This is a genomic window from Actinoplanes sp. NPDC049681 (genome assembly GCF_044465265.1).
Lineage (GTDB): Bacteria > Actinomycetota > Actinomycetes > Mycobacteriales > Micromonosporaceae > Actinoplanes.
In genome coordinates, this window is record NZ_JBITLP010000001.1 from 110646 (window position 1) to 129358 (window position 18713).

The following is an 18713-nucleotide window of genomic DNA, read 5'->3' on the forward strand; positions in this document are numbered from 1 at the left end:
GCATCCCGAGTCGGACCCGCCTCCTGGCCCGCGCATCCCGAGTCGGACCCGCCTCCTGGCCCGCGCATCCCGAGTCGGACCCGCCTCCTGGCCCGCGCATCCCGAGTCGGACCCGCCTCCTGGCCCGCCCATCCCGAGTCGGGTGCGTCTCCTGGCCCGCGCATTTCCCGGCCGGGCCGGCCTCGCCCTAGCTGGTCGGCCAGGTGCGGAAGTTGTGGTGGCTGCGGCTGGGCGTCGGGCCCCGCTGGCCCTGGTAGCGCGAGCCGTAGACCGCCGAGCCGTACGGGTGCTCTGCCGGGCTCGAGAGCCGGAAGATGCACAGCTGCCCGATCTTCATCCCGGGCCACAGCTTGATCGGCAGATTGGCCACGTTGGACAGCTCGAGCGTGACGTGGCCCGAGAAGCCCGGATCGATGAACCCGGCGGTCGAGTGGGTCAGCAGCCCCAGCCGGCCGAGGCTGCTCTTGCCCTCCAGCCGCCCCGCGAGCTGATCGCCGAGCGTGATGACCTCGAGCGTCGAGGCGAGCACGAACTCGCCCGGGTGCAGCACGAACGGCTCGCCGTCGTGCACCTCCACCTGGGCCGTCAGATCGTCCTGCTGCTCGGCGGGGTCGATGTGGGTGTAGAGGTGGTTGTTGAACACCCGGAAGAACCGGTCCAGCCGCACGTCGATGCTGGACGGCTGCATGAGCTCCGGCTCGAACGGCTCCAGCGCGAGGTTCGCCGACTTGATCTCGGACACCAGGTCACGGTCGGAGAGCAGCATCGGCACACCATACCGACCTGCACTTTGTGCCGTGTCGAGTGGTCGTCTCGTACATATGTTCGATATGATGTTGCCATGGCTTCCTGGTCCGAATTCGCCGCCGCCGAGCCCGACCTCGCCGCGGCCATCCGAGCGCTGCTCCAGCAGTACGGCCCAGGCATGGGCTACCTCGCCACCGTGCGCGCCGACGGTGGCCCCCGCGTGCACCCGGTCTCCCCGGTGATCACCGACGAGGGCCTCTTCTGCTTCATCGTGGACTCGGCGAAACGCCGCGACCTGGAACGCGACGGCCGCTACGCGCTGCACTCATATCCACCGGAAGAGAGCGACGACGAGGCATACGTCACCGGCCGCGCCCACCTCGTCACCGACCCGGCCGTGGTGAGCAGCCTGGCCGACGCGCTCCACGCCTCCCCCGAAGTCGACTGGCGCCTCTTCGAATTCTCGATCGAGACAGCCATGCTCCGCCGCCACGGTCCCGCAGGCGCCCTCCCCCTGGCGATGAGCCTGCGCTACCCGCCAATCACCCTCAAGTGGCACGAATACGCCACCAGGTCAGCCACCCCGCCCAGCCGCCAGGCCCGCCAGGTCCAGTCCACCGCCACCGTCACGCTGGCAACCCCGACGCTCGACCGAGGCAGCCCGCACCCCGCCACCCCCGACCGAAGCGACTCCCCCACGAGCCCCCGCCCGGCCGCAGCAGCCTTGAACTCGCCGGCGACGCCTCGGTCCAGCCCCCCGCTCGCCGCGACCCTCCGCCCGGCAGGAGCCACAGCAAGTCCCCGAACGGACACCCCGCCCGGCTCATCGCCGGCTGCAACCCGTCAATCCCCCGCCACCGCACCACCATCTGCCGAGAAACCGACAACCCGCCCCCTCCGCGCCACCCCCGTCCGCCTCCACGACCTGACCCCCGCCACCACCAGGGCGTAGGCGCCGGCCGGACACCGCGATCTGCGTTCGCAGGCGCTGCCAGGCCTGGAGGGGGCTGGGCCGCGCCACCGTCCGGCCGGCGTCTACACGGGGCGGCTCCGCCATGAGGCCGATCCATCGGGTACAGTGGGGCCGCTCGCGGGTGTAGTTCAATGGCAGAACATCAGCTTCCCAAGCTGACAGTGCGGGTTCGATTCCCGTCACCCGCTCCATGCACGGAAGCCCTGGTCAGGACCGTTCGGTCCCCCAGGGCTTCCGTCACATCAAGGGGCTGAACCACGGCGCGTGCCATTGACGTGCCATTTAGCAGCGCGCCGTTCCTATGCTGAAGCCATGTCGCGTAACCGGACTCGAGCTCGCCAGAACCGTCGCAAGCACGCGACTGACGGTCGGCCGGCCGGTCGCATGCGGTACAGCGGATGTCCACGGGCCGCATGACCGCTCTGTCCCTTTAGGTCCCAGTGGTGAGCATGGTGCTCGCCGGCGGTCAACTTGTAACCGGTGTCATCGCGCTACCAGGATCAGCTTCCGATCAGCACGGGGATCGGCCTCGAACTGCCTCCCTCAGCGGGGGTGACCTTAGGTTCGCCCAAGCCAACCTCGCTTGCGTCTTGATCGACTAACGGCGAGCCGTTTTTGCCGTTCGGCAGGGCATCGGCGACCGCTTGGTCCATCCACTCGTAATCCCTCGGTCGGCCTCCCGGTTGGCGTGCGGGTAGGTCAACACCCGCCCGGGCTGTCGCGGCCATTCGCACCATGATGTGCCGCAGGCTCGCGCCGGGCGTGCGAGCGGCCAAGTCGTTGCCGGTTTGCCGCAGGTCGTGGAAGCACAGGCCGGGCGCGCCGACAGCAGCCACCGCGTGGGACCACTTGACTGCCGTGCTTGCCCTGGACCGCGACCGTATGACCCATAGGCGAGGACGCCTGAGTGATAGTAAGTCGAGGCCATATCCAAGGGATGGCGCTTTTCTTTCCGCCCATCACATCCGCGCGATGGCTCGGCGAGCGCACGATGGCGAGGCTCGGGCGGGAAACGCCGAACGGCGGCCCGCTGAATCAGTCGGGCCGCCGTTCGCAGAGCGTGGATCAGAGCGGACGGATGTTCTCCGCCTGCGGGCCCTTCTGACCCTGGGTGATGTCAAACTCCACCTTCTGGTTCTCGTCGAGGCTGCGGTAGCCGCTCGTCGAGATGGCGGAGAAGTGGGCGAAGACGTCGGCGCCGCCGTCGTCCGGGGTGATGAAGCCGAAGCCCTTGTCGGCGTTGAACCACTTCACGGTACCTGTAGTCATGTCTGCTCCTTCGCAGGCTGTTAGAGACCGCACTGTGCGGACCCTTACGCCGCCGCGTTGATCACCCGCGTCGAAACGACACGAAAAACGAAAAGCGCCTGGAGGGTTTTAGATACCCCATCAGGCGCCGGAAAACGTCTACGGAAATCAAAACTGCAACGTTGTCACCGTAGCACGTGATCCCCGCTTGAGCGAAGCCGAACTGCTCGGCAAAAAACCCTCACGGCCATGAGGGGTCCGCCGCACGAGGGCGCCCTGGTCGCGGATGTGGCGGACCAGGGCGCTCGGTGGGAGGCCGGCTATTTCTTGCGGGGCTGGTTGAAGCGGATCATGTTGCCGGCCGGGTCGCGGAAGGCGCAGTCGCGCACCCCGTACGCCTGGTCCATCGGCTCCTGGAGGACCTCGGCGCCCGAGGCGCGGATGTGGTCGAAGGTGGCGTCAACGTCGTCCGTGACGAAGATGAGGCCGCGGAGCATGCCCTTGGCGAGCAGCTCAGCCTGCTTCTGCTTGTCCTCGGCCGAGGCCGCCGGGTTCGAGTCGACCGTCTCGATGGTGATCTCGAGCTCGGGCTGGTTCGGCGGCGACACGGTCACCCAGCGCATGCCCTCGAAGCGGACGTCGGTGCGGACCTCCAGGCCCAGTACGTCGCGGTAGAAGCCGAGGGCCTTGTCGTGGTCGTCGACCAGGATGAAGCAGTGCGAAACCTTGATGTCCATGCAGCTCACGATACGTTTGGCGAGGCCGCGCGGGCTTCTCCGTTCCTGACCGGCCTGGTGAGCATCTTGGCGTAGCAGGCGGGGATGGCGGCGGCCGCCTCGTGGTTGCGGGCGCGGTAGGCGCTCGGGGTTTCGCCGACCAGTTCGGTGAAGCGGGAGCTGAAGGAGCCGAGGGACGTACAGCCGACGGCGAAGCAGACCTCGGTGACGGTGAGGTCGCCGCGGCGCAGGAGGGCCTTGGCGCGTTCGATCCGCCTGGTCATGAGGTGGCTGTAGGGGGTCTCGCCGAACGCCGCCCGGAAGCTGCGGGAGAAGTGGCCCGCAGACATCAGGGCCTCGCGGGCGAGGGCGGGCACGTCCAGCGGCTGCGCGAAGTCGCGGTCCATCCGGTCGCGGACCCGGCGCAGGCGGACGAGGTCGTCCCGGTTCATCCCACGAGCATGCCACGACGCGACGCCGGGAGGTCCGGCCCAGGGCCGGCCGGGAGGACCTGACGCTCCCTGTGGATGAGGGACAACAGCGCCGATCGATACATGGCAAGATTCCGCCCGGGTTTCGAGCCGACGGCTTTCATCACGGGGGAACGACGCATGGCAGGACGCAGATCGAGGCGGTACGCACACGTCATCTTGGGTCTCACCATGGCGGCCACGGTCCTGTGGGGTTCTCCTGCCGTCGCCGCCACGCCGGACCCCAAGCCGGTCCCGACCGCCGGCGCCGGATCTGGTGCACCGAGCGCGCCGGCGTCACGTTCGCCCAAGTCTTCTGCTGCGGCGCCGACCAGGAGCACCGCCGGGAAGCACGCGGTCCCGAGGATGCATACCAGGAAGCCGGTTCTGCAACGGGCGGACGCCGACAGCTGCGGCGGCGTGATCGCCCTCGGCACCGTCGTGAGCTGTCCTGCGATCGACCCCGGTCAGCAGCACGTCTTCAAGCTCACCACCACGACCGACCACGAAGACCTCCGCGTCCGGCTGTCGGTCGAGACCCCGAGCGGATGGGGCGGCGACACGTACGTTCGCGTCACCTCCGCCGACGGCGCCGATATCTGTTCCGGCGGCGATGAGGACGAGTGCACCGCGCCCGAGGCCGGGACGTACAGCGTCACTGTCCGGCGGGACTCTTCCTCGGAGCCCGGGCCGGTGAAGTACCGGCTAGGCGTGCAGTCGTTCAGCAACCCGCAGAACTGCACCGCTCTCCAGGACGGCGCGTTCACCTTCCCGCTCAAGGTTCGCGAAGGCACCCTCCCCGCGGCCTCCGCGGGCCTGTGCTTCGGCTTCGGCCAGCCCACCGGGTCCCTCCTGCGGCTGGCGGTCTCCACGGACAGCAGCCTGCGCGGCCAGGTCGTCGACGCCGAAGGTACGACTGTCTGCGGGCTGGACTACGACACGGAATGCCGGCTCACGGGCACCGCTCCGTACCGGATCGTGTTCGCGTCGCAGTGGTACGAGGAAGGCCCGTACCGTTTCTGGGCGGTGCGTCTGTCCGATCCCGAGGGTTGCGCGGCGATGTCGCCGGCGGCGTTCGGTGGGCCCGGAGACGCGGCGAGCTCGCTGACGGTCGAGGGCAACAGCATCGGCTGCCAGACAGTCACCACGACGGCCGGGCCACACCTGCTGACGTTCGGCGCACGGTCCTTCGAATTCCGGATGCACGATCACACCGGCAAGCAGGTGTGCGGCGGTTCCGACCGGCCGACCGCCGAGTGCGAGGTGCCCGCCGACGGCACCTATGCCGTGATCACCAACAACAATTACTCCGAACCTCGGACCGTCGACACGGCCGTGTATCCGCTCATGTCCACGAAGGGCTGCGCCGGGCCGATCGGCACGTCCTGGAACACGGCGCCCACCCGGGTTCGGATGACCTCTGCCCTCCAGGTGGACTGCCACCTGTTCGAAGCCGAGCCCGGTGACCGGGTGCGGGTCGATGCCCCGAACGGCTGGATCACCGACGCGTCGGGGACGCGGCTCTGCAAGCCCGTCGACGGCGAGGAGCAGGACAGCTGCAGCCTGCCGGGCGCCGGACCCTACCGGGTCGTGTCCGCCGGCTACTGGAGCGACGGCTCCGAGCCCTTTGAGTACGCCGTCTCGGTGGTGCGTCTCAACGGCCGGGAGGGCTGCGAGGCGGTTTCCCCGGGGCGGTACGACGCCGCGCCCGCCGGCCCGCTCTCCACGAACCGCTGCCGGGTGCTGACAGTTCCGACGGCTGGGACCTACCACGTCGCGCTGGTCGGGGAGGACAACTACCACGCGTACGGGCAGGTGTACGACAGCACGGGCCTGCTGGTTTGCTCGGGCTCGTGCGACTTCCCCAAGGCCGGCGCGTACACGCTGGTGGCGCCCGAGGCGGGTACGTACGCCACGGTGTTCCTGGGTGCCACGTCCGAGGGCTGCGTCACCGCGTCCGACGAGCCGCTGAAGGCACCGGTCGCCGGCGAGTTCAAGGTCGCCGGCGAGTACGACTGCCTGCAGCTGCCCACTCCGCACGGCGCCGGGATCGCGCTGGTACGTCCGCAGGACTCGACCGGCACCGGATACCCGGAGATGGCGGTCTACGACGCCAAGGGCGCCTATCAGTGCGGCATCGACGAGCTCCGGGATTACAACTGTGTGCTCGACGGGACCGCACCGTTCCGCGCCGTGCTGCACCTCGACTCGGACACCGACCAGGTCGCCGGGCCGTACCGCCTCGGCTTCGCCCGTACCGATGGCACGCCGGCCTGCCCGGTGCTGCCGGCGAGCGCGTTCGGCAGCAGCGCGACCACGCCGGTGTCGCTCGGCGGCACGGCATTCGTGGGGTGCTTCAGCGTGCCCGCCGGTCACAAAGCCGCTGAGGGGTACGCGTTCCGGCGCACCGGCGGCACCGGCCTCGCCCGGGTCGCGATGTTCGGTGCCGACGGCAAGCGCGTGTGCAACCGCTCGAAGGTGGACGCGGCAGCGATGATCTGCCGGCCCGGCGCCGGAGCGGCCACCCTCCTGATCGAGGGAACCGCCGCCTCCGGCACGTACGCGTTCACCCGGCATGACGTCACCGGCACCGCGGCCGGTTGCCGGACCATCACCGACACCAAGGTCGGCGCACCGGCGATCCCGGCCACCCTCGCCTCGGCGGGCGACATGCACTGCTACAAGGTGACCGCGCCGGAGGGCGACCGGTTGGCGATCGACTCGCGCGACCCCGCGAAGCAGACCCGGGCGATCGTGCTCGACGCCGTCGGCGCCGACCAGGGCTGCGCCGGGCTGGTCAGCGGATGCTCGGTCGGCGGGAAGACCGCCTACCAGGTGCTGGTGCTGAGCTTCGCCGCCGGCAGCACCGCCTACGAGCTCGACACGTGGAACGTCTGGAAGGCCGGCAAGCCGCCCGCGGAGTGCACGGTCGTGCCGTCCGTCGCGTACGGCTTCGGCCCGTACACCGGGACGCTGACCACCTCGAAGCCAGCGGCCTGCTTCACCACCACGCGCGGCATGTCCGACGACATGCCGGTGGACGTCACCAACCCGGTCCACCCCGACGACGGCTACTACTGGGATTCCGGGATCTACTCGGTCACCGGTCAGGGCATGGAGTCCTGCGCGATCGGGGAGGGCGGGTTCCACTGCGGGTACCGGGGACAGGAGCGCACGCAGACGACGGTCTACCTGCTGACCAACGGCCAGCGGCTCGAGCCGCATCCGTACCGGGTGGAGGCGATCTGCGAGAACCCCCTGTGCGGCGGCAACACCTTCGGCGTGACCTCGGTGAGTCCGGCCTCGCTCGTCAACGGGGGCAAGCGGACGATCACGCTCAAGGGCACGTCGCTGCACCTGCGGGACACCGTGCAGGTCACCCCGGCGGGCGGCGCCGCCCTCACGGCCTCGGTGAAGACGGTCTCGCGCGATCGCCGGACTCTGACCGCGGAGGTCGATCTGACCTCGGCGGCCACCGGTACGACCACGGTGACCGTCCGGGCCTATGACACCGACGCCGAACCGGTCGTGCTGAGCGACGCCCTGAAGATCACCCGGTCACCGGTACGGGCCACGACAGCCCCTTCCGTCAGCGGCACCGTCGCGGTGGGTGCCACGGTCAAGGCCGCACCGGGCGTGTGGACCCCCGCGGCGACCTCGTACGCCTACCGGTGGTCGGCGGACGGCGTGACGATCTCGGGAGCGACCGGGGCGTCGTTGCCGATCTCCGCGTCGCTGCTGGGCAAGCGGCTGACGGTCACCGTGACGGCCTCGCGCTCCGGGTATCCGTCCGGTTCCGCCACGTCCGCGGCGACCTCAGCCGTCGCCAAGGGCAAGGCGCCGGCCGCCTCGGTCAAACCGAAGATCACGGGTACGGCGAAGGTCGGCAAGACGGTCAAGGCCGCCCCGGGGACGTGGTCGCCGAAGGCTGACTCGTACCGCTACCAGTGGCGGCTCAACGGCACAGTGGTCCAGGGGGCGACGGGCTCGTCGCTCAAGCTCACCTCCGGCATGCGCGACAAGAAGCTGACCGTCACGGTGATCGCGCGCCGGACGGGTCACGCGGACGGGAAGGCCACAAGCGCGTCGGTGACAGTCCGCCGGTAAGGCCGGGCCTGGCGGCACGGTCAGCTGATCGCCAGGAAGACGTTGTCGATCTGGCCCGCGTACTGGTCGTTGCCCTTGTTGGCGCCCTTGCCGCCGACCCTCAGCGGTTCGGCGTTGGCGATCGACAGGCCGGCCGGCACCATCACCGACGCCCGATCCACGCCGTCCACCGTCATGACCAGGCGGTTTCCCGTACGGGTGCAGGCCAGGTCGTGCCACACGCCGTCGGCGACATCGACCGGAGGTTCGGCGCGGTAGATGCGTACTCGGCTGGCGATCACGCAGCTCGGATGGCCCTGGCGGTGGTCGACCTGGAGCTTGAACTGGCTGACACCGCCGACCGAGTAGCCCTTCTGGAAGACGTTGGCGCCGTCGGCGAGGTCGCTGTGCGTCATCAGGATGGACGCTCCGTACCGCATCGGGCGGGTGCCCGGGTTGAGGTCGTCGTCGCGGAGGCCCTCGAGGATCGCGCGGGGGCATTCGCGTTCGCGGATCAGGGTGCAGCGGTCCGGGTATCGGACGGCCAGGCCGTCGCCCTGGGGTACGAGGCTGAGGGTGCCGCCGTTCTGGCCGAGGGCGCGCAGTTCGTGGCCGCCTGCGACGTCGGTGATCGGTTCGGTCACGCCGCCGTCGAAGGTGTAGCGGACCGTGATGGGGGCGGAGGCCAGGCCGACGGCGCCGGCGCGGTCGGCGGCTCCGAAGCCGAGGTCGCTGTTGGTCAGCACGCCGCCGGAGGGCCGGGGCAGGACCAGCGGGGTGAGCCGGGGGGCGGCGTCGCTGCGCTGGGCGAAGTGGGCCACGGCCAGCAGGCCGGCGCCGAGGACGGCGGTGGCCGCGAGCGCGCCGAGCGGGCTGAACCAGGACCGGCGGGTGTCGAGCATGCGGTTATTGTCCGGAAGTCCGGCACAACTGTTAAGCACAAACTCCGCGTCAGCGTAAAAGTGGCGTAAAGCACCCAAAGGCGGTCGCCCGAACGGTTTACGTCGCCGGGCGGGCCGCCGGCTCCCCGATCACCGCGTGCAGGACGTCGTCCAAGGCGATGACGCCGAGCGGGCGCCGGCCGTCGCTGACCAGCACGATGTGCCGGCGGTCGCGGCGCATGGCGAGCAGCAGGTCGGCCAGGTTGCGGTCGGGCGGCACGACGGCGAGCGGCCGGATGATCTCCGCCGGGATGGGGAGGCGGCGCTGCGCGCCTTCATAACCCAGAACGTCCTTCACGTGTACGAAGCCCAGCACGCGCCGCGAGTCACGCTGCACGACGGGGAACCGGGACCGCCCGCTGCGTGTCGCGAGGGCCTCGATCGTGGCCGGGGATGCGTCGTCCGCCACCGTCGTCACGCCGGACCAGGGGCGCAGGGTGTCCGCGGCCGTTCGCTCGCTGAGGCCCAGGGCGGCGTGGATGCGCTCGTACTGTTCCGTGCCCAGCAGGCCTTCCGACCTTGCCTGGGTGACCATGCCCGCGAGCTCCTCGGCCGTGAACACGGTCTTCACCGCGTCCGTCGCCTCGACCTTCCACAGGCGCAGCACCGTGCGCGACGCCCACCGCATGGCGGTCAGAAGGGGCCTGGTCGCCGTACAGAAAGCCAGCATGAAGGGGCCCAGGATCAAGGCCGAGCGTTCCGGGCCGGCCAGCGTGATGTTCTTCGGCACCATCTCGCCGACCACCGTGTGCAGGAAGACCACGACGCCCAGCGCCAGGACGAAGGCAACCGGATGGACCGCGTTCTCCGGCAGGCCGGCCGCCGCGAACGGACCTTCCAGCAGATGGGCGAGCGCCGGCTCGGCGATGGCACCGAGGCCCAGCGAGCAGATCGTGATGCCGAGCTGGGCGCCGGCGATCATCAGCGGGATCTGGTTCATCGCCGACAGCGCCCAGCGGGCCGGGCGGGACGTCTCGGCGAGCGGTTCGAGCGCCGTACGCCGCGACGCGATGAGCGCGAATTCCCCGCCGACGAACAGCGCGTTGCCCAGCAGCAGGACCACCGTCACCAGCAGCTCAGTCATCGGCGGGCTCCGGCGGCGCCACGACCCGGACCTGTTCGATGCGGTGCCGGTCCACCTCCATCACGGTGAACTCCCAGCCCTCCTCCTCCAGCGACTCGCCGGCGACCGGGATGTGGCCGAGGCGGGCGAGCAGGAAACCCGCGAGGGTCTCGTACGGCCCCTCGGGCAGCCGGAAGCCGGTCTGTTCCGCTACCTCGTCCTCGCGCAGCAGCCCGTCGACCAGGAAGGTACGGCCACCGTCCGGCGCGGTCAGCATCTCGCTGCCCGCGTCGGCGACGTCCACGTCGTACTCGTCGGCGATCTCACCGACCAGCTCCTCGATCAGGTCCTCGACCGTGACCACGCCGTCGGTGCCGCCGTACTCGTCGACGACGATCGCGAGGTCGGCGTCGGCGGCCCGGAGCGCGGCGAGAACCTTGTCCAGGCCCAGGCTCTCGGGGACGTAGACGGGTTCGCGGGCCACGGCGGACACGCGTGTCACCGCGCGCCGGTCGGGCGGAACTCCGAGGGCGTCCGGCACGCCGACCACGCCCACCACGAGGTCGAGCGTCGACTCGTACACGGGGAAGCGGGTGTGTCCGGTGTCCCGGGCGACGGTGATCAAATCCGCGACGCTCGCCGTGGTCTTGAGCCCGACCACGTCGACGCGCGGGGTCATCGCCTTGGCCGCTCGTTTCTCCCCGAAGCGGATGGTGCGGCGCAGCAGCGTCGCCGTCTCCGCCGGAAGCGCGCCCGCACGGGCGCTGATCGCGGCGAGCAGGCCCAGCTCCTCGGGTGAGCGGGCGCTGGCGAGCTCCTCCTGCGGCTCGATGCCCAGGCGCCGGACGAGCCAGTTGGCCGAGCCGTTCAGCGCGCCGATCAGCCACTTGAAGAGTCTCGAGAAGGTCCGCAGCGGCGCCGCGGTCAGCAGGGCGACCCGCATCGGCCGGGCCAGGGCGGCGTTCTTCGGTACGAGCTCACCGAAGAGCATCGACACGAGGGTGGCCAGGGCGAGAGCGAGGAAGTGGGTGGACGTCTCGGTGTACCGGCCGGCGATCGGCTCGATCAGCGGCGTGAAGAGCCGGGAAAGGGCCGGCTCGGCCAGGTAACCGGTCAGCAGGGCGGTCATCGTGATCCCGAGCTGCGTGCCGGAAAGCTGGAAGGACAGCTCCTGCAGGGCGTGCCGGACGGTCCGCGCCCGGCGGTCACCCTCGTCGGCGCGTTTGTCGATCTCCGCCCGGTCGACGGTGACCAGCCCGAACTCGGCGGCCACGAAGAAGGCGTTGCCCGCGGTCAGCAGCGCGAAGGCCGCCAGCGGAAGCACCGCGGTCAGGAACAGGCCGTCCATGATCGGTTCACCTCGGCCCTCATTGTGCCGGAACCGGGCGCCCCGAGGGTGACCGCGGTGCCCGTATGCGCCATCCGGTTAGCGTGAAGACATGAACCTCGCCGAGGAATTCGTGCTTCTCGCCTACCGCGACGACGGATCCCTGGAGATCGACGGCACGCGCCTCGACCACGGACTGGGCGGGGCGCTGCTGCTGGAGCTCGCCCTGGCGGAGCGGGTGGCGGTGGCGGACGGCAAGGTCGTCGTCGGCGATCCGGCTCCGCTCGGCGACCCGCTCGTGAACGAGTCGCTGGTGCGTATCGCCGCGGACGCCAAGCGGCGCAGACCGGGCTACTGGGTGTCGACGTTCGCGAAGGACACCCGTCCGCGGACGCTGGCCCGGCTGGTCGACGCCGGAGTGCTGAGCCGCGAGAAGGACAAGGTGCTGTTCGTCTTCGACCGCACCCGTTATCGCGCGCCCCACGGTGTCGAGCCGGTGCCCGAGACCGAGGCGCGGCAGCGGCTGATCGCGGCCATGGCGGGAACCGGGCCGGTCGCACCGCGTACAGCTGCGCTCTGTGCTCTGGTGGGAGCGACCGGCCTGGACCGCAAGGTCTTCCACGAGCTGGACCGCAAGCAGGTCAAGAAGCGGCTCAGGGAGGTCTCCGAGGGAGCGTGGGCCGCCACGGCCGTCCGAAAGACGATCGAAGCGATCCACGCCGCCGTCATCGCCGGGGCGGTGGCGGCCTCGGCCTCGGTGATCACCTGAAGCGGTCTAGGCCGGCGCCTTGTCGTCGCCCTTGATGCTGCGCAGCAGCACGCTGGCCACGTCCACCACCTCGACGTTCTCCTGCTCACCCTTGCCGGTGACCCCGTCGCCGATCATCGTGTAGCAGAACGGGCAGCCGACCGCGATCGTCTTGGCGCCCGTGGCCAGGGCCTCCTCGGTGCGCTCGACGTTGATCCGCTTGCCGATCTTCTCCTCCATCCACATGCGCGCGCCGCCGGCGCCGCAGCAGAAGGAGCGTTCCTGGTTACGGGGCATCTCCACGACATTGGCCGCCGCGCCCAGCACCTCGCGAGGCGCTTCGAAGACTCGGTTGTGCCGGCCCAGGTAGCACGGGTCGTGGTACGTCACGTCGCCCTCGATCGGCTGGACCGGGGTCAGCTTGCCCTGCTGCACGAGGTGGGAGAGCAGCTGGGTGTGGTGCACGACCTCGACCTTGAGGCCCAGCTGCTCGTACTCGTTGCCCAGGGTGTTGAAGCAGTGCGGGCAGGTGGCGACGATCTTCTTGACGTTCGCTTCCTGCAGGGTCTCCACGTTCTGCTGCGCGAGCATCTGGAAGATGAACTCGTTGCCGATGCGCCGCGCCGGGTCGCCGGAGCAGGTCTCGCCCTCGCCCAGGATCGCGAAGTCGACGCCCGCCTCGTGCAGCAGCGTCGCGACCGCGCGGGTGGTCTTCTTGGCCCGGTCCTCGAACGCACCGGCGCATCCGACCCAGAACAGGTACTCGAAGTCGGCCTCGCCAACCCGCTTGATCTCGAAGTCGAGGCCCTTGGTCCAGTCCTCACGGGTGTTCTGCGGCGCGCCCCACGGGTTGCCCTTGTTCTCGAGGTTGCGCAGCATGACGCCGGCCTCGGACGGGAAGTTGGACTCGATGAGCACCTGGTAGCGGCGCATGTCGACGATGTGGTCGACGTGCTCGATGTCCACCGGGCACTGCTCCACGCAGGCACCGCACGTGGTGCAGCTCCACAGCACGTCCGGGTCGATGACGCCCTGCTCCTCGGCGCCACCGATCAGGGGGCGGTCCGCCTCGGCGAGGGCCAGCACGTCGACGCCCTTGAGCTGGTCCTCGGTCGCCTTCTCCTCGCCCGTCAGGTCCTTGCCACCACCGGCGAGAAGATACGGGGCTTTCGCGTACGCGTGGTCGCGCAGCGACAGCACCAGCAGCTTCGGCGACAGGGGCTTGGCCGTGTTCCAGGCGGGGCACTGCGACTGGCAGCGGCCGCACTCCGTACAGGTGGAGAAGTCCAGCAGGCCCTTCCAGGTGAACTGCTCGACCTGGGCGACACCGAACTGGTCCTTCTCGGGGTCCGCCTCCTCGAAGTCCAGCGGCTTGCCGTCGCTCATCATCGGCTTGAGCGCGCCCAGGCCCGAGCCCGCGGGCTTCTCCGGGCTGCGCTTGAAGAAGATGTTGAAGAAGGCCAGGAAGCGGTGCCAGGCGACGCCCATCGTCACGTTGAGCGAGATGGTGATAAGCCAGCCCATCGAGATGAACAGCTTGACCAGCGCGACCCAGGTGGGGCCGTCCGCCGCGGCCGGCAGCAGCGAGCCGACGCCGTGGCTGACCGGGGTGGCCCAGGCCGGGAACTCGAAGGTGTCGTTGGCGACCTTGAAACCGCGGATCAGGAAGCCGCAGATCAGAACGCCGACGATGATCGCCTCGACGAAGTAGCCCTGCCACATCGTGGAGCCGGTGAAGCGGCTCCGCTTCGCGCGGCCCGGCTTCTCCCGCTGGCGGCGGTAGATCAGGTAGAGGATCCCGAGCATGCCCAGGATGCCGATCCACTCGGTGACCAGGCCGTAGGCCGTCCAGTGGCCGACGATCGGCAGCCCGCCCTCGGGGTCGACGACCTCGAAGTACGCCTCGACCACGAGCAGGAACAGGATCATGAAGGAGACCATCACGAACCAGTGCGCCGCACCGACCGCGGTCCACTTGAGCATCCGGGTGTGACCGAGGGTCTCGGCGAGCATGGTCTTCGTCCGGGTGCCCTTGTCCGCGAAACGCGTCGGATCAGGCTTGCCCTGACGGATCACCGCGGTCATGGAGATGACCGCGCGCACCGCGAGGACGACCGCCACGAGAGTGACGGCGCCCGCCAGGACGGTGGCGACGATCTGCGCGATGCCCATCTGCCTTGTGCCTCCTCGGTCGGGGGTGCCGACCTATGTTACCCACGGGTAATCAGATTGCGTGCGGGAGTGCCGGTTGAGTTCGTCTCACCCGCTCACTCGGCCTTGCTCAGCCTGGCCTGCCCTGGCTCGGCCTTGCTCAGCCGAAAACGCACCCCGCGGGCCGAGGCCCCGAGGTGCGCGGTCGGGCAAATCGAACTTTACGGCGCTTACCGCCAGCGAGAGAGGATTCCCAGAGAGGTGACCATGGCACCGAAGCCGACCAGCAGGTTCCAGTAGCGCCACGCCTCGACCGGGTAGTGCTGCTCCGAGAGGTAGTAGACGACCAGCCAGGCGATGCCGAAGACGATCAGGACGACCGCCGTGATCGGCACCCAGGCCGGGCTCGGCTTCTTGGACGCGGCAGCAGCGGCCGGGCGGATGTCCGTCGGCGGCGTGTAGACCTTCTTCTTGCGGACCTGTGACTTCGGCACGGCGCTCTCCTGAGGGCAACAAGTGGTGAACAACCCACCGCTGAGCGGCTCCGGGGATCCCGAATGCTGCCCGTGGCGAATACTGTTCGATAGCTAGCGTAGTCAAGGCGGCGCGCGCACAGGCACCCGCCGGTGGGTTTTCTCGGACCAGCACGGGGAGGAAGACCGACGTGGAGTACACCACGGGGACGCCCTCGTGGCGACTAGTCCTGCGCCGGGCCGTCGGCGGGCTCCGGCCTCGGCGGCCGGGGCAGCGGCAACGTGGCTGGTCGGTGGGCGTACCGCTGATCGCCCTGGCGGCCGGACTGCTCTTCACCACATCGGCCACCACCGCCGACGGCACGACCCTGCGCGACGACCGCCGCCCCCAGTTGGCGCAGCTGATCACCGACAAGCGAGCCCGCCTCGAGGAGCGCGAGCACCGCGCCGCCGCCCTGCGCAAGAGCGTCGACCAGGACGCCGCCCGCCTCGCGGACGTGGACGAACCGGTCAAGGAGGCACGGCAGCGCGCCGACGCCATGCGCGAACCGGCCGGCTTCACCGCGCTGCGCGGGCCGGGCGTCACCGTGACGCTCAACGACTCCTCCCGGCGCGGCACCGAGGGCGGCCCGGACGCCCCTCAGAACGACGATCTCGTCGTCCACCAGGGTGACGTCCAGGCCGTCGTGAACGCCCTCTGGGCTGGTGGGGCCGAGGCAATGTCGATCATGGATGTCCGCGTCATCTCGACGAGCGCGGTACGCTGTGTCGGCAACACACTGTTACTACACGGCCAGGTCTTCTCGCCGCCGTTCAAGATCACGGCGATCGGCGAACCCACCGCGATGCATCGGGCGTTGGAGTCCGCAGAGGGAGTCCAGCAATTCCGTGATGCGGTCGCCGACTACGGCCTCGGCTACACGGAAACCGTCGAGAGGAACGTGACTGTGCGGGCGTACGACGGGTCGAGTGACCTCCGATCCGCCGAGGTCACCGAGTGATGGTGCCGTCGGACGCCCCGGAGGGCGCGGCGAACTCGGGTCGGCACCGCGCGCCGGACGGTGACGCGCAGACGGCATTCATCCCCCGCATCACGGACGTGTCGACCGACGGCGTGCCCGGCGGGCCGCTGGACCCGCAAGCCGGTGCAACCGCTCCGCCCTGGCCGGGATCCCCGGAAACGGATGCCCCGGTTCACCCGGTCGCGAATCCGACAAAGTCCTCGGGGCCGACGGGAAACGGCGTCGACCCCATCGTCGCGCGCGCTGCTGCGGCGGCGCGGGCCGCGACCCACAATCCTCCGGTACGTCGAAGCGCTCCCGCTCCGGCACCGCGGGAGTTCGACTTCTTCGCGGCCGCGGAAGACGCCAGTGCCACCGGGGTTTCCGGTGCGGCGGGATCTGCGCCTGAGGTCAGCGGGGCTGCCGGGTCTGCGGGGCCGGCGAGCGGGGCCGGCGTCGGCTTCGCCGGACCAGCCGGATCTACTCGCCCGGCGAGCGGTCCCGGCGGGGGATCGGCGCGCCCGACGAGCGGCGAGGCTTGGCCCACGAGTAGCGCCGGTCTGAGCGGAGCTGCTGTGCCACCGGGGATGAGCAGCGCCCCCGTCCCGCCCGGTATTAGCGGCACCGCGGTGCCGCCGGGCGTAAGCGGAGCCGCCATCCCGCCGGGCGTAAGCGGAGCCGCCATGCCCCCGGGCGTAAGCGGAGCCGCCATGCCCCCGGGCGTAAGCGGAGCCGCCATGCCCCCGGGCGTAAGCGGAGCCGCCATCCCGCCGGGCATGAGCAGCACCACCGTGCCGCCGGGCGTAAGCGCAACCACCATGCCGCCCGGCATGAGCAGCACCACCCTCCCGCCGGGCGCTCTGCCGCCGCCCCGCAGCGCGATGCCGCAGGAGGTTGATCCGTCGGGCCCGGCGCCGGAGGTAGCGCCGCATGGTGCCCTGCCTAGGGGCCGAAGGGGTGTGTCCGCGGGCGTCAATGATCCGACCGCCGGCGTGCCCGTGCTGCGGGAACCTGCGCCTCAGGAGCCGGGGTTCGGCACTCCGCCTGGTGTGGGCGGTCGGCGCGGTGGACGGCGACGCGCGCCCGAACCAGACGTTTCGAGCATTGCGCAGCAGCCGGGTCGCGGCGACGGCGCGATGCCCGATACCTCGTCCACCGGTTGGCCGGTCCGGCCCCACGCCGGGGCCGAGAACGGGGCGTGGCAGCAAGCCGGCGGCGCCGAGACGGACACGTGGCAGCCGCCTGCCGGCGCCGAGTCCCGCGCATGGTCCGGAGCGGACGCCGCCCCTGCCTCCGGCCGGCCTCGCCGAGGAATGGATCGCGGGGATGCCTGGCAGGAAACACCGAGCGACCGCGGCGGAAGTCGTGCCCCAGCTGGGGACGCCGGGACCGCGGCTGGAGCCGCGGCTCGGGCTGGAACCAGGGCCGGGACCGGGGCGATAACCGGCGCCGTTGCTGGTGACGGCATCGGGAACGAGGCCGAGGCCGGAGGCCGGGCGCGGAACGGGGCCAGGGCCGTTGCTGGAAGCGGCATCGGGAACGGCGCCGGGACAGGGGCCGTTGCTGGAAGCGGCATCGGGAACGGCGCCGGGACAGGGGCCGTTGCTGGAAGCGGCGCCGGGAACGGCGCCGGGACGGCGGCCGTTGCTGGAAGCGGCGCCGGGAACGGCGCCGGGACGGCGGCCGTTGCTGGAAGCGGCGCCGGGAACGGGGCCGGGGGCGGGGACACCGGTACGTGGGGCGATCGGCGGCCGGATCGGATTCGCAGTTCCGGGTCGAGCCGCATCGCGCCGGTGGATGGGCGGGGGGATCCGGCTGCTACTGCGGTGATTCGGACTTCTGACGTGCCTACCGGGCTGCTTCCCGCCGTACGGAAAAAGAACGACGCGGTGAAGGACCTGGGGGATGTGGTCGGGGCGGCTTCCGTGGCTGCGGCGACCGCGGCCGCGCGGGAGGGCGGCGACGAGCCGGTGGAGGAGACGAAGCCGAAGCGCGGCGAGAAGGTCGTCAAGCTTCGTCCTGAGCAGACCGGCGAGGGCTACAAGAGCGTGTATTCCGAGTTGACCCGCCCGTCGCTGGGTTCGCGGATCCGGGCCGGCGTCCGGGTGTCCGGCGAGCTGATGATCACGTTCGGGCTGATCGTGCTGCTTTTCGCCGGGTACGAGGTGTTCGGCAACTCCGCCAAGGTGCAGGACGAGCAGGACTCCCTGGCCAACCAGCTCGACGATGAGTGGAACGATCCGACGGTCACGCCGAGCACGGGGCCGACCAAGGCCGCTCCTGCCGCGCCCGGCAAGGATCTGGTGGGGCGGCTCTACATTCCCAAGCTGGGGATGCACTGGGTCGTCGTCAACGGCGTGCGGCCGCAGGACATCCGGTACGCGCCGGGCCACTATCCCGACTCCGCCTCGCCTGGCAAGGTGGGCAACTTCTCCGTTGCCGGCCACCGGATTCGCAAGATCTTCTGGCGGTTGGACGAGCTTCACGAGGGTGACGTCATTGGCGTGGAGACGCGGAGCAACTGGTACGTCTACAAGGTCATCTACAGCGAGGTCGTGAAGCCGACGCAGGTGGAGGTCGTGGCGCCGGTGCCCGGCCAGCCCGGCAAGAAGCCCACGAAGGCGCTGCTCACGCTGACGACGTGCAACCCGAAGTTCAACAACTATCAGCGGCTGATCGTGCACGCGGAGCTGGCGGACACCGTGAAGCGTGACCCCGCACTGCCCGACGCCGGCAAGCCCGCCGACTTCAAGAAGGCGTAGGGAGGGC

At 70.2% G+C, this 18713-nt stretch carries 13 protein-coding genes, 1 tRNA gene and 1 pseudogene; 6 read left to right on the forward strand and 9 right to left on the reverse strand.

The window, feature by feature from the left end; translation table 11 throughout:
- Positions 1–187: 187 nt before the first annotated feature.
- A complete protein-coding gene (dcd, locus tag ACIBO8_RS00555) occupies positions 188–766 on the reverse strand; it encodes a dCTP deaminase (RefSeq protein ID WP_396112965.1) in 579 nt (192 codons plus the stop codon).
- A 75-nt stretch (positions 767–841) separates the two neighbouring features.
- Between dcd and ACIBO8_RS00560 the strand changes: the two are divergent.
- Positions 842–1408: pseudogene (locus ACIBO8_RS00560) on the forward strand (pyridoxamine 5'-phosphate oxidase family protein); the annotation flags it as partial.
- 429 nt (positions 1409–1837) lie between these two features.
- Positions 1838–1911 (forward strand) — tRNA-Gly (locus ACIBO8_RS00565).
- An 874-nt stretch (positions 1912–2785) separates the two neighbouring features.
- Here the strand turns inward: ACIBO8_RS00565 and ACIBO8_RS00570 are convergent.
- The 3 genes from ACIBO8_RS00570 to ACIBO8_RS00580 all read right to left on the reverse strand — a co-directional run bounded on the left by ACIBO8_RS00570 (position 2786) and on the right by ACIBO8_RS00580 (position 4136).
- Positions 2786–2989 carry a cold-shock protein gene (locus tag ACIBO8_RS00570; protein ID WP_203809918.1) on the reverse strand — a complete coding sequence of 68 codons (204 nt, stop codon included), beginning with the start codon at positions 2987–2989 and terminating at the stop codon, positions 2786–2788.
- Positions 2990–3288: 299 nt separating this feature from the next.
- Positions 3289–3705 (reverse strand): VOC family protein, encoded by a 417-nt coding sequence (locus tag ACIBO8_RS00575; RefSeq protein WP_396112966.1) that lies wholly within the window; start codon positions 3703–3705, stop codon positions 3289–3291.
- 5 nt (positions 3706–3710) lie between these two features.
- The gene (locus tag ACIBO8_RS00580) at positions 3711–4136 is read right to left on the reverse strand and encodes a helix-turn-helix transcriptional regulator (RefSeq protein WP_396112967.1); all 426 of its coding nucleotides are present in this window, start codon (positions 4134–4136) and stop codon (positions 3711–3713) included.
- Between the two features lie 384 nt (positions 4137–4520).
- Here ACIBO8_RS00580 and ACIBO8_RS00585 point away from each other — a divergent pair, with 384 nt between their 5' ends.
- The gene (locus ACIBO8_RS00585) at positions 4521–8261 is read left to right on the forward strand and encodes a hypothetical protein (RefSeq protein WP_396112968.1); all 3741 of its coding nucleotides are present in this window, start codon (positions 4521–4523) and stop codon (positions 8259–8261) included.
- Between the two features lie 20 nt (positions 8262–8281).
- Here the strand turns inward: ACIBO8_RS00585 and ACIBO8_RS00590 are convergent, their stop codons facing one another.
- The 3 genes from ACIBO8_RS00590 to ACIBO8_RS00600 all read right to left on the reverse strand — a co-directional run bounded on the left by ACIBO8_RS00590 (position 8282) and on the right by ACIBO8_RS00600 (position 11592).
- Positions 8282–9142: a LamG domain-containing protein gene (locus ACIBO8_RS00590; RefSeq protein WP_396112969.1), complete on the reverse strand. Its 861-nt coding sequence runs from the start codon at positions 9140–9142 to the stop codon at positions 8282–8284.
- Between the two features lie 97 nt (positions 9143–9239).
- Positions 9240–10265, reverse strand: a complete 1026-nt coding sequence (locus tag ACIBO8_RS00595) for a hemolysin family protein (RefSeq protein ID WP_396112970.1) — start codon at positions 10263–10265, stop codon at positions 9240–9242.
- On the reverse strand, positions 10258–11592 hold the full coding sequence (locus ACIBO8_RS00600; protein ID WP_396112971.1) for a hemolysin family protein: 1335 nt from the start codon (positions 11590–11592) through the stop codon (positions 10258–10260). The genes ACIBO8_RS00595 and ACIBO8_RS00600 overlap by 8 nt, the downstream gene beginning before the upstream one ends.
- 91 nt (positions 11593–11683) lie before the next feature.
- Between ACIBO8_RS00600 and ACIBO8_RS00605 the strand changes: the two genes are divergently transcribed.
- Positions 11684–12340, forward strand: coding sequence for a GPP34 family phosphoprotein (locus ACIBO8_RS00605; RefSeq protein WP_396112972.1), 657 nt, complete (start codon positions 11684–11686; stop codon positions 12338–12340).
- A gap of 6 nt (positions 12341–12346) precedes the next feature.
- On the opposite strand, the gene ACIBO8_RS00610 is transcribed toward ACIBO8_RS00605, so the two are convergent.
- Positions 12347–14491 (reverse strand): (Fe-S)-binding protein, encoded by a 2145-nt coding sequence (locus tag ACIBO8_RS00610; protein ID WP_396112973.1) that lies wholly within the window; start codon positions 14489–14491, stop codon positions 12347–12349.
- 209 nt (positions 14492–14700) lie between these two features.
- Complete coding sequence (locus tag ACIBO8_RS00615; RefSeq protein ID WP_396112974.1) at positions 14701–14964, reverse strand: cell division protein CrgA; 264 nt, start codon at positions 14962–14964, stop codon at positions 14701–14703.
- A 170-nt stretch (positions 14965–15134) separates the two neighbouring features.
- Between ACIBO8_RS00615 and ACIBO8_RS00620 the strand changes: the two genes are divergently transcribed.
- Both ACIBO8_RS00620 and ACIBO8_RS00625 read left to right on the forward strand, forming a co-directional pair.
- A complete protein-coding gene (locus tag ACIBO8_RS00620) occupies positions 15135–15944 on the forward strand; it encodes a DUF881 domain-containing protein (RefSeq protein ID WP_396112975.1) in 810 nt (269 codons plus the stop codon).
- A gap of 1844 nt (positions 15945–17788) precedes the next feature.
- On the forward strand, positions 17789–18706 hold the full coding sequence (locus ACIBO8_RS00625; RefSeq protein WP_396112976.1) for a class E sortase: 918 nt from the start codon (positions 17789–17791) through the stop codon (positions 18704–18706).
- The last annotated feature ends 7 nt before the right edge of the window (positions 18707–18713 follow it).

Coding starts and splice junctions, on each gene's coding strand:
- ACIBO8_RS00610 (WP_396112973.1), bottom strand. CDS start 14,491: ATGGGCATCGCGCAGATCGTCGCCACCGTCCTGGCGGGCGCCGTCACT.
- ACIBO8_RS00570 (WP_203809918.1), bottom strand. CDS start 2,989: ATGACTACAGGTACCGTGAAGTGGTTCAACGCCGACAAGGGCTTCGGC.
- ACIBO8_RS00590 (WP_396112969.1), bottom strand. CDS start 9,142: ATGCTCGACACCCGCCGGTCCTGGTTCAGCCCGCTCGGCGCGCTCGCG.
- dcd (WP_396112965.1), bottom strand. CDS start 766: ATGCTGCTCTCCGACCGTGACCTGGTGTCCGAGATCAAGTCGGCGAAC.
- ACIBO8_RS00580 (WP_396112967.1), bottom strand. CDS start 4,136: ATGAACCGGGACGACCTCGTCCGCCTGCGCCGGGTCCGCGACCGGATG.
- ACIBO8_RS00605 (WP_396112972.1), top strand. CDS start 11,684: ATGAACCTCGCCGAGGAATTCGTGCTTCTCGCCTACCGCGACGACGGA.
- ACIBO8_RS00575 (WP_396112966.1), bottom strand. CDS start 3,705: ATGGACATCAAGGTTTCGCACTGCTTCATCCTGGTCGACGACCACGAC.
- ACIBO8_RS00600 (WP_396112971.1), bottom strand. CDS start 11,592: ATGGACGGCCTGTTCCTGACCGCGGTGCTTCCGCTGGCGGCCTTCGCG.
- ACIBO8_RS00595 (WP_396112970.1), bottom strand. CDS start 10,265: ATGACTGAGCTGCTGGTGACGGTGGTCCTGCTGCTGGGCAACGCGCTG.
- ACIBO8_RS00585 (WP_396112968.1), top strand. CDS start 4,521: ATGCATACCAGGAAGCCGGTTCTGCAACGGGCGGACGCCGACAGCTGC.